This window comes from Candidatus Sericytochromatia bacterium (assembly GCA_035285325.1).
Lineage (GTDB): Bacteria > Cyanobacteriota > Sericytochromatia > S15B-MN24 > JAQBPE01 > JAYKJB01.
Genome location: JAYKJB010000019.1, coordinates 1 through 15,378 on the forward strand (window position 1 = coordinate 1; position 15,378 = coordinate 15,378).

General features: G+C 66.1%; 13 protein-coding genes. 5 read left to right on the top strand and 8 right to left on the bottom strand.

All coding sequences use genetic code 11. The features are described 5' to 3' along the window. On the bottom strand, window positions 1-890 hold an 890-nt coding region (gene glsA, locus VKP62_03010), incomplete at its 3' end, for a glutaminase A (GenBank protein MEB3196151.1). A gap of 169 nt (window positions 891-1,059) precedes the next feature. Between glsA and VKP62_03015 the strand changes: the two genes are divergently transcribed. Next, on the top strand, window positions 1,060-2,418 hold the full coding sequence (locus VKP62_03015; GenBank protein ID MEB3196152.1) for an ATP-binding protein: 1,359 nt from the start codon (window positions 1,060-1,062) through the stop codon (window positions 2,416-2,418). 51 nt (window positions 2,419-2,469) lie between these two features. On the opposite strand, the gene VKP62_03020 is transcribed toward VKP62_03015, so the two are convergent. The 3 genes from VKP62_03020 to rpsO all read right to left on the bottom strand — a co-directional run bounded on the left by VKP62_03020 (window position 2,470) and on the right by rpsO (window position 6,434). Then, a complete protein-coding gene (locus VKP62_03020; protein MEB3196153.1) occupies window positions 2,470-3,729 on the bottom strand; it encodes a pitrilysin family protein in 1,260 nt (419 codons plus the stop codon). Window positions 3,730-3,881: 152 nt separating this feature from the next. Next, window positions 3,882-6,056: a polyribonucleotide nucleotidyltransferase gene (locus VKP62_03025; GenBank protein MEB3196154.1), complete on the bottom strand. Its 2,175-nt coding sequence runs from the start codon at window positions 6,054-6,056 to the stop codon at window positions 3,882-3,884. Between the two features lie 111 nt (window positions 6,057-6,167). After that, complete coding sequence (rpsO, locus tag VKP62_03030; GenBank protein ID MEB3196155.1) at window positions 6,168-6,434, bottom strand: 30S ribosomal protein S15; 267 nt, start codon at window positions 6,432-6,434, stop codon at window positions 6,168-6,170. Window positions 6,435-6,725: 291 nt separating this feature from the next. Between rpsO and VKP62_03035 the strand changes: the two genes are divergently transcribed. Next, on the top strand, window positions 6,726-7,070 hold the full coding sequence (locus VKP62_03035; protein ID MEB3196156.1) for a hypothetical protein: 345 nt from the start codon (window positions 6,726-6,728) through the stop codon (window positions 7,068-7,070). A gap of 70 nt (window positions 7,071-7,140) precedes the next feature. Here the strand turns inward: VKP62_03035 and VKP62_03040 are convergent, their stop codons facing one another. Both VKP62_03040 and prmA read right to left on the bottom strand, forming a co-directional pair. Then, a complete protein-coding gene (locus VKP62_03040) occupies window positions 7,141-7,812 on the bottom strand; it encodes an LON peptidase substrate-binding domain-containing protein (GenBank protein ID MEB3196157.1) in 672 nt (223 codons plus the stop codon). A 146-nt stretch (window positions 7,813-7,958) separates the two neighbouring features. Further along, window positions 7,959-8,846 carry a 50S ribosomal protein L11 methyltransferase gene (gene prmA / locus VKP62_03045; GenBank protein ID MEB3196158.1) on the bottom strand — a complete coding sequence of 296 codons (888 nt, stop codon included), beginning with the start codon at window positions 8,844-8,846 and terminating at the stop codon, window positions 7,959-7,961. 239 nt (window positions 8,847-9,085) lie between these two features. Here prmA and VKP62_03050 point away from each other — a divergent pair, with 239 nt between their 5' ends. The 3 genes from VKP62_03050 (at window position 9,086) to VKP62_03060 (ending at window position 12,177) form a co-directional block, all read left to right on the top strand. Continuing rightward, window positions 9,086-10,315 (top strand): coenzyme F420-0:L-glutamate ligase, encoded by a 1,230-nt coding sequence (locus tag VKP62_03050; GenBank protein MEB3196159.1) that lies wholly within the window; start codon window positions 9,086-9,088, stop codon window positions 10,313-10,315. After that, window positions 10,290-11,336 (top strand): GNAT family N-acetyltransferase, encoded by a 1,047-nt coding sequence (locus VKP62_03055; GenBank protein ID MEB3196160.1) that lies wholly within the window; start codon window positions 10,290-10,292, stop codon window positions 11,334-11,336. Before VKP62_03050 ends, VKP62_03055 begins: the two co-directional genes overlap by 26 nt. A 157-nt stretch (window positions 11,337-11,493) precedes the next feature. Then, window positions 11,494-12,177, top strand: coding sequence for a PspA/IM30 family protein (locus VKP62_03060; protein ID MEB3196161.1), 684 nt, complete (start codon window positions 11,494-11,496; stop codon window positions 12,175-12,177). 54 nt (window positions 12,178-12,231) lie between these two features. Here VKP62_03060 and VKP62_03065 read toward each other — a convergent pair whose 3' ends face one another. Continuing rightward, entirely contained in the window at window positions 12,232-13,656 is a 1,425-nt protein-coding gene (locus tag VKP62_03065) for an LCP family protein (protein ID MEB3196162.1), read from the bottom strand. An 11-nt stretch (window positions 13,657-13,667) separates the two neighbouring features. Continuing rightward, complete coding sequence (gene gltX, locus VKP62_03070) at window positions 13,668-15,131, bottom strand: glutamate--tRNA ligase (protein ID MEB3196163.1); 1,464 nt, start codon at window positions 15,129-15,131, stop codon at window positions 13,668-13,670. Window positions 15,132-15,378 lie beyond the last annotated feature (247 nt).

A 15,378-nucleotide genomic window follows, 5' to 3' on the forward strand; every position in this document is an offset into this window, starting at 1 on the left:
GCGATGCCACGGACCGAGTTGCCGCGGGAGTCCAGCCGCGGCGAGAACACGGCGAGCCCCCAGCGACCCGGCACCACGGCGATGATGCCGCCGCCGACGCCGCTCTTGGCGGGGAGACCCACGCGATAGACCCATTCGCCGGAGTAATCGTACATGCCGCAGGTGTACATCACGCTGAGAATGTCCTTGATGTGATTGGGCTGGACGGCGCGCACGCCCGTCAGCGGGTTGATGCCCTGGTTGGCCAGGGTGGCGGCCATGACCGCGAGATCGCGACAGGTGACCATGATGGCGCACTGCTGGAAATACAGGTCGAGCGCCTCATCGACCTGGGCGTCGATCATGCCGAAGTTCAGCATCAGATGGGCGATCGCCCGGTTCCGATGCCCGGTCGTGCGCTCCGACATGAACACGGACATGTCCACGTTCACGCGATGGCCGACGTAGCGCCCGAAGGTATCGAGCAGGCGGTTGAGGCGCTCGGTGGGGTTCTCCCCCGGAATCAGGCTGGCCATGGCGATCGCCCCGGCGTTCACCATCGGGTTGTGGGGACGCTTGGAGCGTTCGTCCAGGGTAATGATTGAATTGAAGGCATCGCCGGTCGGCTCCACCCCCACGCGGCGGTTCACGAAGTCCCGGCCGTGGTCGTCGAGACCCAGGCCGTAGACGAAGGGCTTCGAGATCGACTGGATCGTGAAGAGCTGGTCGACCTCCCCCACCCCGCAGAGCTGCCCCTCGGCGTTGCAGGCCACGATGGCGAAGCCATCGGGGTCGACCTTGGCCAGCTCTGGAATGTAGGCGGGGACCTGCCCCTCCCGCAAGTCGCGGAACTCGACGAGCAATTCGCTCAGGGCGGCTTGAAGCTGCTGGGGATCGGGCGGTAGGGGCACGGCGTCTCTCGCGGGCGGGGGCGTTCGCTTCAGCCGGAAGCGCCTGTCTCGTTGTACCCGCCCAGCAGGGCCGATGGCCCGCCCAGCGGGATTGGCACGCTTCGGCCCTTCCCCCGCTGAGGCCCGCTGGCCGCTTTGTGTCTGGCCGCGCCGGTGCCAGGATCGCCCCATGCGTGACCCAGCGAAGACAAAGCGTTCGGCGAGGCCTCGTGGACTTCCAAGGAGTGGCAACGGGGCCGGCGAGCCGCCGTCCAACGGGGCAACCGCCAGCCCGGACCTGGCCCAGTTCGCGGCGCACCACGGAGCCCGGCTGCTGGCCGGGACGCCGGCACAGAGCAGGCGAGAGGGCAAGGCGCTGCGAGAAGAGGTGGCCCGCTTCAGGCTCGACATCGACCAGCGACTACGCAATCTGGCGCGTCAGCGCCTCCGCAGCGAACGCATCGTGGAGGCCTTGCCGGTGGCGATCGCCTATCTCGGGCGCGATCTGGTCTGCACCTGGGTGAACGAGGCCTTCGTGCGCATGGCTCAGCGACCGCGCCACCATCTGATCGGCCAATCGCTGCAGGCGGTCTTCCCTGAGGCACCTCCCAAGCTGGGCCAATCCCTCAAGAACCTTTTCAGAACCAAAAAGACCGACACGCCTCTGCAACTTCCCTTTGTCCACGTCGTGCCCGGGAAATCCAGCCCCCGTCACTGGGATGTTCTGGCCTTGCCGGTGTTGGGGGAAGACGCGCAGATCGAGGGCATCGTGCTGGCGATCGAGGTGACGACGCGCGTCGAGAGTGAACAGGCGCAGGCGGTCCGGATCGCCAAGCTCACCGAACTCGACCGCCTGAAGGGCGACTTCATCAGCATGGTGTCGCACGAACTGCGCACGCCCTTGTCGGCGATCGCCGGCTACGCCGAGTTTCTGGAGGAAGAGACCAACGGTGCACTGACGCCTGCCCAGCGCGGCTACGTGCAGGCGATCCAGACCGCGGAAGCCCGCATTCGCGGGATCGTGGATGACCTGCTCGACTTCGCCCGCATCGAGGCAGGCACCTTTCAGGTGGAGGTTCGCCCGGTGGATCTGCTGGAGGTCGTCGGGCACGCGCTGCTCTTGCTCCTGCCGGCGGGCCAGGCCGGACGGGTCAGCACCTCGCTGGGCGAGAATCCGCCGGCCCTGCAGGTCATGGCGGACCCTTCGCGGCTGCTGCAGGTGCTGCTCAATGTGATGGGCAACGCGATCAAGTTCACGCCGCCGGGTGGCGCCGTCAGTGTGAGCGTGGAGCGTCACGGCGAAGACGCCTGGGTGGCGGTGCATGACACCGGCATCGGCATCCCTACCGCCGCGCTGCCGCACGTCTTCGACCGCTTCTATCAGGTGGATTCCAGCAGCACGCGGGCGCGCGGCGGGGTGGGGCTCGGGCTGGCGATCGCCCGCTCCCAGATCGAGCGCCAGGGGGGCCAGATGGGCGTCGACAGCGAGATCGGGCGGGGCACAACACCCTGGTTCACGCTGCCGCTTCAGCCTCCCGCTGGCGATTGAGGCGCCCTGCCCGCCCCTGCGCTGTCGCCACAGGGCGCCTGAGCCGCGCAGCTAGGCTGCGAGGCCTGCGGGCCAGCGCCGCAGCGGTCCGACCACCGTGGTGTGTAGCCCCTCGGGCCCCAGCAAGCGGGCGGCCATGGCGGCGACGGCCGCCGGGGTCACCGCGTCGATCGCGGCCAGCATCTCGTCCATGCCCAGCTCTCGCCCGAAATACAGCTCGTCCTGTGCGACGCGCATCATGCGGTGCCTGGGGACCTCCAGGGCCAGCTTGAGGCTCCCTTTCAGCTGGCGCTGAGCCTGCTGCAGCTCGGCCTCGCCGACCTCGCCCTGGGCCAGCTGGTCGAAGGTCTCCCGGATCAGGCCCAGCACGGTCGGAAGGTGCTTTGGGCTCATTCCGGCGTTGATCGCGAACAGCCCCCCAGCCCGAAACAGCGATTCGCCGCTGCCGATGGCATAGACCAGCCCGCGCTTCTCCCGCACCTCCTGAAACAGGCGGCTGCTCATCCCGCCGCCCACCACCGCATTCAGCACGGCCAGGGTGTAGCGGTCCGGGTCGGTGATCGCCAGGGCCGGGGCGGCCACCACGAGCTGGGCCTGTTCGACGTCCCGGTAGCGCAGCGTGCGCCCGCCCTGGGAGACCAGCTCGGGGGAGAGCTTGGGCACCCCGACCGCGGGCAAAGCTTGCAGCGCCTGCGCCAGCTGGGCCAGGGTGCGGTCTCGCTCGAACTGGCCGGAGATCGCGACCACCAGACGGTTGGCGGTGTAGTGCTGCGCCATGAAGTCCTGCAGTTTGCGGCGGGACAGCTGGCGCACGCTGGCGGCCGTCCCCGTGACCGGTCGGCCGAGCGCGTGGGTCGGCCAGAATTTGGCGTAGGTCAGTTCCTGCGCGAGGTCGTCCGGCGTGTCCTCGTACATCTTGATCTCTTCGATCACCACGGCCTTTTCCCGCCGGAGTTCACCGGGGTCGAGCACGGAGGCGACCAGCATGTCCGCCAGCACGTCCAGCGCTTCGGGCACGTCCTCTGCCGGCACGCGGGCGTGAAAACAGGTGTGCTCCTTGTCCGTGAAGGCATTCAGGGAGCCGCCCGTCACCTCCAAGGCCTGGGCAATCTGCAAGGCGCTGCGCCGAGCGGTGCCCTTGAAGAGCATGTGCTCGAGGAAATGACAGGCGCCTTCGAGCCCGGCGGGCTCATCGCAGCTGCCGGTGTCCAGCCAGAAGCCGATCGCGGCGGAGCGCGCCTGCGGCATCCAGTCGAGTAAAACGCGCACCCCGTTGGGGAGCGTGACCTTGCTTACGGGCGCGTCTTGCATGGCTTCCCTCTCTGCGGGCGGGGGCGATCGCCCGATGGTCCCATGAAACGAGGTCCCGGATTGACCCACCCGGGACCTCGTTGGCTGGTTGATGGGCTTCCGAGGGCCGACCGACATCCAAGGGCGCCGGTCGGCTGCCCGGTCTCACCGGTTCAGGCCTGCGGTTGGATCGAGGCCGCCTCTTCGGGCGTGACACCCTTGCGGGTCAGGTTCACGCGGCCCTGCGCGTCGACCTCCACCACCTTGACGATGATCTCGTCGCCGATGTTGACCTCATCTTCGACCTTGGCCACCCGTTGCGGCGCCAGCTGCGAGATGTGGACCAAGCCGTCCTTGCCCGGGAACAGTTCGACGAAGGCGCCGAAGTTCAGGATGCGGACGACCTTGCCCAGGTAGATACCACCCGGTTCCACCTCGCGGGTGTGCTTTTCGACCCACTGGCGGGCCTTCAGCATCATCGCGCCGTCGCTGGACATGATGGTCACCAGGCCCGTGTCGTCGATGTCGATCTTGGCCTGGGTTTCCTCGGTGATCTTGCGGATGTTCTTGCCGCCGGGACCGATCAGGGTGCCGATGTACTCGGGGTTGATCTTGATGGTGGCCATACGCGGCGCGTAGGGGCTCATCTCGCCGGGGGCGGAGATGACGGCGTTCATCACGTCGAGGATCTCCAGGCGGCCCTTGCGCGCTTGCTCCAGCGCGACCTGCATGACTTCGATCTCGATCCCGGTGATCTTGATGTCCATCTGCAGGGCGGTGATGCCGCGGTCGGTGCCCGTGACCTTGAAGTCCATATCACCCAGGTGGTCTTCGATGCCCTGGATGTCCGTCAGGATCGCGAAGCGCTCGCCTTCCTTGATCAGACCCATCGCAACGCCCGCCACCGGCCGCTTGAGCGGCACGCCGCCGTGCAGCATGGCCAGGGTCGACCCGCAGGTGGAGGCCATCGACGAGGAGCCGTTGGATTCCAACACTTCGGAGACCAGGCGGATGGTGTAAGGGAACTCGACCGCTTCCGGCAACACAGGCTTGAGCGCGCGCTCCGCCAGGGCGCCGTGGCCGATTTCCCGGCGACCGGCCCCGCGGTTCGGGCGCACTTCACCGACCGAGTAGCCGGGGAAGTTGTAGTGGTGCATGTAGCGGCGGGAGACTTCCGGGTCGATCGTGTCGATCTTCTGGGCATCGCCGGGCGAACCCAGCGTCAACACGGTGCAGACCTGGGTCTGACCACGCTGGAACAGCCCCGACCCGTGCGCCCGCGGCACCAGGCCCGTCTCGACGTACATGGGGCGGATCTCGTCCAGCTTGCGGCCGTCGACGCGGATGCCCTTCTCGGTGACGAGCTTGCGGAAGACGTCTTCTTCCAGGTGCTCGACGGCCTTCTTGGCGTCCTTGGGAGCCGCGGCCAGCAGCTTGCCGATCGCGTTGCTCTCGGGCAGGGCCAGGAGTTCTTCCACCAGCGCCGCCTTGCAGGCCTCGATCGCATCCTGACGCGCGAGCTTGTCGGGGTTGCTCATGGCTTCCGTCAGCTTCTTGGCGCCGAGCTTGTTGACGTGCGCCACCAGTTCAGGCGCCAGGCCCGTGACGTTCACGGCCAGCTTGGCCTTGCCGGCCACGGCGTGCATCTTGTTGGTCCACTCACACAGCTTGCGGATCGCGCTGTGAGCGAGCTCGAGCGCTTCCAGGACCTCGGCCTCGGGCACTTCCTTCATGCCGGCCTCGACCATCATGATGGCGTCATTGGTGCCGGCCACCACCAGGTCGATGTCCGACTCAGATTCCTGCGAGTAGGTCGGGTTGAGCACCCATTTGCCATTGACGCGTCCCACCCGCACACCGGCGAACGGCCCCGCGAAGGGGATGCTGGAGAGCGTCAACGCCACACCGGCGCCCAGGATACCGAGCACGTCCGGCTGGTTTTCCTTGTCGCTCGACAGCACGGTGACCGTCACCTGGACGTCATTGCGATAGCCATCGGGGAACAGCGGACGGATGCCACGGTCGATCAGGCGCGAGTTCAGAATCGCACTCTCCGAAGCCCGGCCTTCCCGGCGCATGAAGCTGCCCGGGATGCGACCCACGGCGTACATTTTCTGCTCGACGTCGACCAGCAGGGGGAAGAAGTCGATGCCTTCACGGGGCGACTTCGAGGCGGTCGCGGCGACCAGCACCATCGTGCCGCCGCACTGCACCGTCACGGCGCAATTGGCTTGCTTGGCCAGCTTGCCCACCTCGATGGTGAGCTCCTTGTCGCCGAGGTTGGTCTTGAACGTGTGGACCTCGGGCGCGGCGGTGGCGGGCGCCTTGGCTTTCTTGGTTGCGGACATGCGTTTTTACTACTGCCTTCCATCTCGGGGCGGCGGTCTGCCGCCCACTGCCTACAAAAAAGTTTCCGTTTTTACGAAAGAGAGGCGGGAATATCCCGCCTCTTCCAGTGACTACTTGCGAAGTCCGAGCTTTTCGATGATGGCGCGATAACGGGCCAGATCGGTCTTGTGCAGGTAGTTCAAGAGACGACGGCGACGGCCGACCATCTTGAGCAACCCACGACGGGTCGAGAAGTCCTTCTTGTTGGCGTTCAGGTGACCCGTCAGGTTCTGGATCCGCTCGGTCAGAAGGGCGATCTGAACTTCGGGAGAACCCGTGTCCAACTCGCTAGCGCGGTGCTCGGCGATCAGCGATTGCTTTTTCTCTTTGGTGATCATGGGGAATCGACTCCTCGACACGTGACGCCGCGCGGTCACAGATGCTTGTCTGTGGACGAAGGCGTCCGTCATGGGCGGCCACGGTGAAGTGAGCTCGCCGGGGGCTGGCACCGCCAGGGTGCCTCACGCAGCAGTGTACCACTTTCCGACAACTCGCCACAATCAAATTTTAACCCGTGCCCGCTCGAAGACCTCCCTGGCGTCGTGAGGCGTCATCTACCGGGCGAAGACTTGAGGGGTGCTCTAGAATGGTCCCGTCGGTAGCCCCATAGCGAAACGGAGAAGCCCATCGTGCGTCGAGCCATACTTGCGGTCGGATTGTGGGCGCTGCTGGGAGGAACCGGGGAGGCGGCCGAGGGGCTACCCAATCCCATGGAGCAGGCTGCCACCCGGGTGCAGGGCTACCTTCAGAGCGTGCCTGGTCTGCCCAAGAACATCCTGGTGGTCCCGGCCACGGGGGAGGTCCTCTGGCCTGGCTCGCCGCCCAGCGCCAACGAACGGGCCGAGGTCTGGGTGGTGGTTCCACGCGACAAGCCGGACGCCAAGCCGTTGATGATGTTCGCGGTGCGACCGGCCACCGGCGAGGTGTATGCCATGTTCCTGTCCGACCTGAAGACGCATCCACGCTACCGGTGAGGGGGGACGTCTTCACGCGGGCGCTTGGGGCCGGACAGCGCTCCCTCGACGCGTGACTGGGGCGCCGCTATCAGTTCAGGGAGAGGCGGAAGCCCCTGTAAAAGAAGTCGCCGCGGCTGCGACCGCGAGCCAGGAAGGCCTCGATCCGGTCATTTTCTTTCCGCACGATGGCGAGCACCTTGCGCAGACGTTCCTGCACGTCCACCGTTTCGAGCAGGGCCTGCTTGCGCTCGTGGTCGACCTGCGCGGAGGCGGCCATCAGGTAAGAGAGATCGATCGGCGAGAGCGGCTCGTCCGGGAGCGAGATCGTCACGTTGGTGACGGCAGACAGGCCTTTCAGGTAGGACTCCAACGCTTCGGAGGCATCCGCCATCAGGTCCGTATCGACGGGGGCGCTGGGATCGCCCTCGTCGATGTCGTCGACCAGGGCTTGCTGATACGGCTCCCCCTCGACGCGTTCGAGCGTCCGAAAACGACGCACGCCAACGGCGACGATCATCATCTGCCCGTCGGGCAACATCTCGTGGCGCGTGATCTCTGCGACGGTGCCGACCTCGTGGGGCGTCGCCGGTGTTCCCGCTTCCTCGCCTTCGCGGATCATCACCACGCCGAACTGGCGATCGGCGGCCAGCAAACGGCTCACCATCAGACGGTAGCGGGGCTCGAAGATCCGGAGGGGCAAGACCATCCCCGGAAAGAGCACCACGTTCAGCGGAAACAACGGGATGATGCGCGGATCCATGGAGATCCCCCTCGAGCCAGCGAGCGTATCGTAGCGGATGAACCCCCTGAACGTCCAATCGAGGCCAGCCTCGCGACCCGTGACGACGCGTCCGTCGGGCGGGCGGCGTCACAGCCGGGTGCCAGTCGGCTGGGAACGCTGCCCCTTCAGCTCGGCCGAGTGGCCGTTACCAGCACCCATTCGCCCTGGTACTGGCTGTCCGCCAGGGCGAAGCCAGCCTCCAGCAAGGCCTCTTGCACCAACGACTCGCGGGCCCGGATGATCCCGGAGGCCAGCAAGGTCCCGCCGGGCCGGGTGCGCGCGTAGAGGTCGCTGGCGATCGGGGCGATCACCTCGGCCAGAATGTTGGCCACCACCACCTCCGCCTGACCCTTCAGCACGGTCACGTCGCCCACCAGCACCTCCAGGCGGTCAGCCACCTGATTGCGCTCGGCGTTCTCACGGGTCGCCTGCACGGCCACCGGGTCGATGTCACAGGCCACCACCTGGCGCGCTCCCAGCAACAAGGCGGCGATCGCCAAGATTCCGCTGCCCGTGCCCACGTCGAGAACCGCCGGGGCGTCGAGGTCCGCCAGCACCGCTTCGAGCCCGCGCATGCACAGCTGGGTGGTGGCGTGCGTGCCCGTGCCGAACGCCTGGGCCGGGTCGAGGTCGATGATGAGCTTGCCGGGGGTGTCGCAGGTTTCCCAGGACGGCTTGACCACCAGGCGATCGCCCACCTCGAGGGTGTGCCAGTGGCGCTTCCAGCTATGCTCCCAGTCTTCGGAGGGGACCAGACGAACTTCCACCCGCCACGTCGCTCCGGGGAAGTGAGGGGCCAGCCCGCTCAGGCGCGCCTCCAGTTCCGCCCGCCAGTCCGCCAGTGTTTCCGGGGTGCCGGGCCGGTACAGCTTGACGGCCAGTTCCGCGGGGACCGGGCCCTCGGCGGGAATCTCCGAGATGACGATGCCCTGGCCCCCGAGGTCTTGGAGGTGCCAGGCCAGGGACTCGGTCAGCAGCGGAGGGCTATGAACTGCAATTTCGGTGTAATCCAAGGCGGGGCTCCTGAATGGAGAGGGGCGGGGGCCGGCATCGCGCAGTGGGCGCCAGGGAAGCGGTGACGGCCGTCATCCCAGTTGTACCGCCAATCGGCTTAAATAGCCATACGGCCAACATTGGAGGTTTGTCAGGGGCCTGCGCCTGGTCTAGAATGAGGCATTCTGGACCGTCGATGGCAGGGCCTGTCAGAACCACCCGCCAGAAGGCCGCGGCCTGCGCCGGTCGGAAAGGGAACATGGACGGATTGCTGACATCTCTGGGTGGGGCCGTGGGCGCGTTGCTGCTCGGAACAGCGGCCTTCGAGGGTCTCTATCGCTTGCGGGACACCCGCACGATCGAGCTGATGGTGCGGCGGCGGGGCGCCTGGGAAGAGTTGCCCGCCCCGGCCGGCGAGCGTCGCTTCCGGGTGGCGGTGCCCTTCCACAACCACAACCTGGCTTACGAGCAGACCCTGGTCGACGTGCGGCCCAGCGTTCGCCTGCTCAAGCGCGAAGCGGCGGCCGCGTGGGCCGTCGATGCCTCGGTCTCCGTGCATGCCTTGACGGACGAGGGGCGCGCTGACGGCTACTGGGCAGCCTGTCTGCTCGGCCCCGGGGAGTCCTGCGAGATGGACGTGCGGGTGACCCTGCGCGGGGAACCGGAGGCCCTGAGCCTGTTGCACGCGGTGGTGGTGCAGGTGGCCTATGACACCTACGGGCGCGTCGACTTGCAGACCTTTCAGACCGATTGGGTGCTCCCCCTGGCTACGCCGAAACCGCTGCCGCCGGCGCTTCAGGGCAAGGGCGTGGCCATCCAGTGCGTGCCGACGCCTCTGCTGACCGACGCCGACGACATCGTCGAGGTGATCGACACGGCGACCCGCTCCTTCCGGCAACCCGGGGACGTGGTGGCGGTCGCGGAGAGCGTGGTGGCCATTACCCAGGGGCGCTATTTCCGCCCGACGGCGGTGCGCCCGGGCTTCTGGGCCAAGCGCCTGTGCTTCTTCGTCCCTTCCAAGGGCAGCCTCAGTTCGCGTCACGGCTTCCAGCTCGCCATGAACGACGTGGGGGCTGCGCGTATGGTGGCCGCCTTTTTTCTGGGCGCGCTCGGCAAGCTGCTGGGACGCAAGGGGGTGATGTACGAAGTGGCCGGCCAACCCGCCGAACTCATTGATGACATCACGGGCACCATGCCGCCCTTCGACAAATACATCGTGGCAGGGCCAGACCAGCCGGACCAGGTGGTGGCGCGCATCAAGGCCCGCACGGGCATGGAGGCCGCGATCGTGGATGCCAATGACCTGAAGCGCGCGATGGTGCTGGCGGTGACGCCCGGCGTGCAGGCCAGCCAGGTCTCCACCTGGCTGCTCGACAATCCTTTCGGCAATGCGGCCGAGCAAACGCCCATCGTGGTGCTGCGGCCACACGCCGCTGGAGCCCACGACGCCCTGGAGAACGCCCATGTTCCGTCGCGTTCGCTATCGTGACCTGGACCAGGTCCGGCGCATCTTCATCAGCGCCTTCCGCGAGGAGTATGGGCGGCGCGGGGTAGATATCGGTGCGCAGGTCCTGCGCTGGAAACGACTCTACCCGCTGCTCAAGGGGCTGAGCCTGTTTCCCAACCCTTATCGTCATACGCTCGAGATGCATGTCTGGGATGACCAGGGCCGGTTGCTCGGCTTCATCCAGACCACGCCTGGCAACCGCGAGCAAACCCGCTGGCACATCGACTTCGTGGCGGTGGCGCCGGAGGCCCAGGGTCGAGGCATCGGGCGACGCCTGGTGGAAGGGGTCTTCGATACCTACGGTGCCCGCGGGGTGAAAACCTTCACGCTGGAGGTCGACCAGGACAACGCCCCGGCCCTCGGCTTCTACGACAAGCTGGGCTTCAGACGATACAGCTCGACCACCTACTTTCGAGCCGACCAGCCACCCCCACCGGATGACACGGCCCCCACGGTCGGTTTCCGCCCCTATCGTCGCAGCGATGCCCAGCCGCTCTTTCAAATGTATACCGATGCCCTGCCTGCCGCCGTGCGAGCCGTCGATGGGAGAACCGTTGCCGATTTCGACCGAACTTGGCTCGACTTCGGCGCATCGGCCTTGCGGCGCCGGGCTCATCAGCAAGACGAACAACGCTGGGTTCTCGAGGAGCACGGTCAGCTGGTCGGTTACGTGAGGGTGGTGGCCCAATGGCGCGAATTGCCCCATACGGTGCATGTGCTGGCCCTTCCCGGGCGGGACGATTTGTATCCGCGCCTGCTGGCTCAGGCGGCCCGGCAACTGGCGGCCTTTCCCCCCCGGACCGTGCTGGCCTGGGGAGCGGATCACACACCGGGTAAACTTCAAGCTCTGCGCGATTGGGGCCTGCGGCCCTTCACCGTGGACCACGCGCTGGTGCGAGACAACCTGATCACCCTGAAACTGCCACCGCAAGGGCTCGACCTGAGCCGGGTCGATGACAAGTCGTTCAAACCGGCTTTCACGCAACCCGCCGCAGGGGCCTAGCCACGGCCCCTGCCCCCTCCTGCTGGGTATGTGTTAGAGTATCCGGGCGTCCGGCTCACGGCGGGCGTGGGTTCAACGCTGAGGGTTCGCCTGCCGGTGCCGCGCGCGAAATGGGTTCGGCCGTGGCCTGGGGGCTTGGTTCAGGAGGTTGTCCGAGATGGGCTTGTGGGACCGCATCGTGCGCTTGTTGAGAAGCAACGTCAATGACGTGATCGACAAGGCCGAAGACCCTGAGAAGATGGTCACCCAGATTGTGGTGGAGCTGCAGGAGAACCTCTCCCAGGTGCGGGCGCAGGTGGCCACGGCGATCGCCATGGAAAAACAGCTCTACCAGAAGTATGAGCAAGCCCAGAATGACGCTGACAAGTGGCAGCAAAAGGCTGAACTGGCGGTGGATAAGGGCGAGGATGACCTGGCGCGGGAAGCCCTGAAGCGCAAGAACACCTCCCAGTCCACGGCCGACGGCCTCAAGCAGCAGTGGGAACAGCAAAAGGCGTCGGTGGCCACGCTCAAGGCCAGCATGGCCAAGATGGAATCCAAGATTGCCGAGGCCAGCACCAAGAAGGACCTGCTGGTGGCGCGGCACCGCCGCGCTGAAGCGGAGCAGCGCATTCAGAGCGCGCTGTCGACGGCGGCAGGGTCCAGTGCCATGGCGGCCTTCGAGCGCATGGAACAGAAGGTGCTGGCGGGCGAAACGCAGGCGGCGGCGCTCAACGAACTGAACTCGGATTCGCTCGAAGAGAAGTTCGCGGCGCTGGATAGCGGGGACGCCGATGAGGATCTGCGCAAACTGAAGGAAGTGCGGCAGGCCAAGTTGCTCTCGGCGGGAGACGCCAAGTAGGTCCGCGCTGCGCGCCCCTTGCCCGGGGTGATCGCCTGGCCCTCGCCGAATGGCTCAGGGCCGGGCGGCCAGGCCGAGTTCTCCGGCGTAGTCCTCGCCGACCAGCACCGTGAAGTCCGTCGTGATGTCGCCCACCGAGGCGTTGACGCGGTCGGGGCTGACCCCGAGATCCTTGCCGACCATGCCGGCGAGCTGGCTGTGACCGGTCTGGCTGATCACACGAGTGCGAGACAACGTCCTCAGTGAGGCGTCGCCCACGGCCCGAACGGACCAGCCTGCCTCCCGCAATTCCCGGGCGGCCGTGTGGGCGAGACCGGCGCGCGAGGTCCCATTCAGCACGGTGACCGTGCGCTGGCGGCGAGTGGCGCGTTTGGCGTCGACCGCGGGCTCCAGCCCCATCAGGCGATGACCCAGCTGTCTCGCGCGGGTGCCATTGGCCAGCCAGTAACTGCCCTTGTACTGCGCGCCACTGAAGGTGCCTGGCAGCATGACCATGCGCACGTCACTGCGTTCCAAGCTGGCTCCCCACGTTGCCAGCTGAACCAGTTCGGGCCCCGTCATGTTGGTCTTCACGTTGCTCTTGATGGTGTGAAGCATCCGAGGGACGCGCAACAAGGTATCGGGCGAGAGCACCTGATCGGTCACGGCTTGCATGAATTGCTGCTGCCGCTGGACCCGTCCGATGTCGCCCAGCCCATCGTGGCGGAAGCGAACGTAACGGTGCGCATCTGCGCCATTCAGCCGATGCCAGCCCCGCTGAAAGTCGATCCGCAAGCCGGCCGTCCGATCCACGTAGTGCATGTCGCGATCGATGTAGAGTTTGACGCCACCCACGACATCCACCAGTTTTTCCAGGCCGGTGGTGTTGACCTGGGCCCAGTGCTGGATGGGAATGCCAAGCAATTTCGACACGACGTCGGAAGCCAGCTTCGGCCCACCGACGTGGAACGCGGCGTTGACCTTGTCCCAGCGTCCGCGCACCAGCACCCGCGTGTCACGTGGGATCGAGACGATGTCGAGGTGTTTGCCGGCAGGCCCCACGCCCAAGACCAGGATCGTGTCGCTGCGGACCGGACCCGCCGAGGTCTTGTAGCCCTCGCCGTAATTGAGATCGGTGCCGAGGACCAGGATGGCGCGTCGCGCAGCGGTGGGGACCAGGCCCTTGGCGATCTCCGCGGCCGTCGGTTGACGCTTGCGCTCCGTGTTGAAGCCATCCATCAGCATCGATGCGGAGGCATATCCCAAGGCTCCCAGGAGGCTCAGGCAGAAGGTCAGGAAAACCCCCGCCCGCACCGCTCGCTTGAGGCGTGAAACCTTGCGCCGGCGGGAGGGCGGTAGCCGGAGTTGACCGGTCTGATAGCCCGGCCCGGTCGGCCCCCTCCCGGCTCCTTCCGATTTCAGACGGGTGGTTTTGCGTCCAAGCGGTGTGGTCCTGCTGGGAGATTCATCGTAATGGCCCCGGAGGCGTTGCGGTCCCATGCGTGCTCCGTCTACCGGGGGGCCATCGGCTGGCCACTGATCACGTGGTCGAGGCGGCGAAGTGACAGGTCTCGGCCCAGCAGGGTGAGCACCTCGTAGATACCGGGGCTGGCCGCCCGGCCCGTCAGGGCCACGCGGGCGGGTTGAATCAAGGCGCCCAGTTTGATGCCACGCTCCGCCGCCAAGGCCTTCACCACCGCCTCAAGGTTGCTCTCTTCCCACTCGGACAGCGCGGCGAGCGTATCCCGCAGGGACCTCAAGGCCGTAAGCCCCGGGGCGTCGAGATGCTTGGCCACAGCCTCCGCCTCGAATTCGAGGGGCAGGTCGAAGAAGGGTCGGCTGCCCTCCAGCATCTGAACCAACGTCCGGCTGCGTACTTGCAGGCTGCGAATGATGGAGCACCGCTCTGCTTCGCTCTTGCTGGCCACGGGGAGGCCGGCCTGCTCCCAGCGCCGGATCATGTCAGGTAGCAGGCGTTCGGGGGTGGTGTGCTGGATATAATGGGCGTTCATGGCTTCGAGTTTGGCGAAGTCGAAGACGGCCGCACTCTTGTTGAGACCTTCCAGACTGAAGGCCGCGATCATCTCGTCCCGGGTGAAGTATTCCTGGTCTCCGTGGGACCAGCCCAGGCGGACCAGGTAATTCACCAGCGCTTCGGGCAGGAAGCCATCGTCCGCGAACTTCATCACGGAGGTGGTGCCGTGTCGCTTGGAGAGTTTCGCCCGGTCAGGGCCGAGAATCATCGGCAGGTGGCAGAAGACAGGCACGGAAGCGCCCAGAGCCTGATAGACCGCCACCTGTTTGGGCGTGTTGCTGAGGTGATCGTCTCCGCGAATCACGTGCGTGATGGCCATCTCGATGTCGTCGACCACCGCCGCGAAATTGTAGGTGGGGATTCCGTCCGACTTGATCAGCACGTAGTCTTCCACCATCTGGGCGGCATCGAAGACCACTTCGCCACGCAGGGCATCCTGCACCACGATCGTCCCGGCCTCGGGTCCTCGAAAGCGAATCACGCTCGGTCGCTGCTCGGCTTCGTAGCGTTGGCGGGTGGCCTCGTCGATGGTCGACCACTGACGATCGAACCGAGGTTCCTCTCCCCGGGCTTTCTGGGCCTCACGCAGGGCTTGGAGTTCGTCCGCCGACAGATAGCAGCGGTAGGCCTGACCCGCGGCAATCAGGCGATCGGCGTACCGTTGATACAGGTCCAGGCGCTGGGTCTGGAAGTAGGGACCGTGAGGCTCTGCGGCACCGGGACCCTCGTCCCAGGGGAGGTCGAGCCAGCGCATGCCTTCGAAGATGGCAGCGGTGGACTCCTCGCTGGAACGAGCCTGGTCCGTATCCTCGACCCGCAGGATGAAAGTGCCGCCGTGTTTGCGTGCGAACAACCAATTGAACAGGGCGGTGCGTGCCCCGCCCACGTGCAGGTATCCGGTTGGACTCGGCGCAAAGCGAACGCGGACGCGTGCCGACAACGTCAAATGCCTCCCCTATCAGTGCAAAGTGGCCCCACCTTAACAGAGCTCCCAGCCTCAGGAATGTGACAGGCGTGACCGAAACGTTTGATTCGTCACACCAAATTCGCGGCATCGATCACAGTTTTATGTTACTCAGACCTGGTATTCATCTTCATGTGAACGTCCCCAAGTTGTTTCCTCTCGCGGCGTTCCGGCGCGCGACGACAAAGCCGTCGCTCGCAGTGATATGATGTTTATGTTATCC

Coding starts and splice junctions, on each gene's coding strand:
- VKP62_03055 (MEB3196160.1), top strand. CDS start 10,290: ATGTTCCGTCGCGTTCGCTATCGTGACCTGGACCAGGTCCGGCGCATC.
- VKP62_03020 (MEB3196153.1), bottom strand. CDS start 3,729: ATGCAAGACGCGCCCGTAAGCAAGGTCACGCTCCCCAACGGGGTGCGC.
- VKP62_03040 (MEB3196157.1), bottom strand. CDS start 7,812: ATGGATCCGCGCATCATCCCGTTGTTTCCGCTGAACGTGGTGCTCTTT.
- VKP62_03015 (MEB3196152.1), top strand. CDS start 1,060: ATGCGTGACCCAGCGAAGACAAAGCGTTCGGCGAGGCCTCGTGGACTT.
- VKP62_03050 (MEB3196159.1), top strand. CDS start 9,086: ATGGACGGATTGCTGACATCTCTGGGTGGGGCCGTGGGCGCGTTGCTG.
- VKP62_03025 (MEB3196154.1), bottom strand. CDS start 6,056: ATGTCCGCAACCAAGAAAGCCAAGGCGCCCGCCACCGCCGCGCCCGAG.
- rpsO (MEB3196155.1), bottom strand. CDS start 6,434: ATGATCACCAAAGAGAAAAAGCAATCGCTGATCGCCGAGCACCGCGCT.
- VKP62_03065 (MEB3196162.1), bottom strand. CDS start 13,656: ATGGGACCGCAACGCCTCCGGGGCCATTACGATGAATCTCCCAGCAGG.
- VKP62_03060 (MEB3196161.1), top strand. CDS start 11,494: ATGGGCTTGTGGGACCGCATCGTGCGCTTGTTGAGAAGCAACGTCAAT.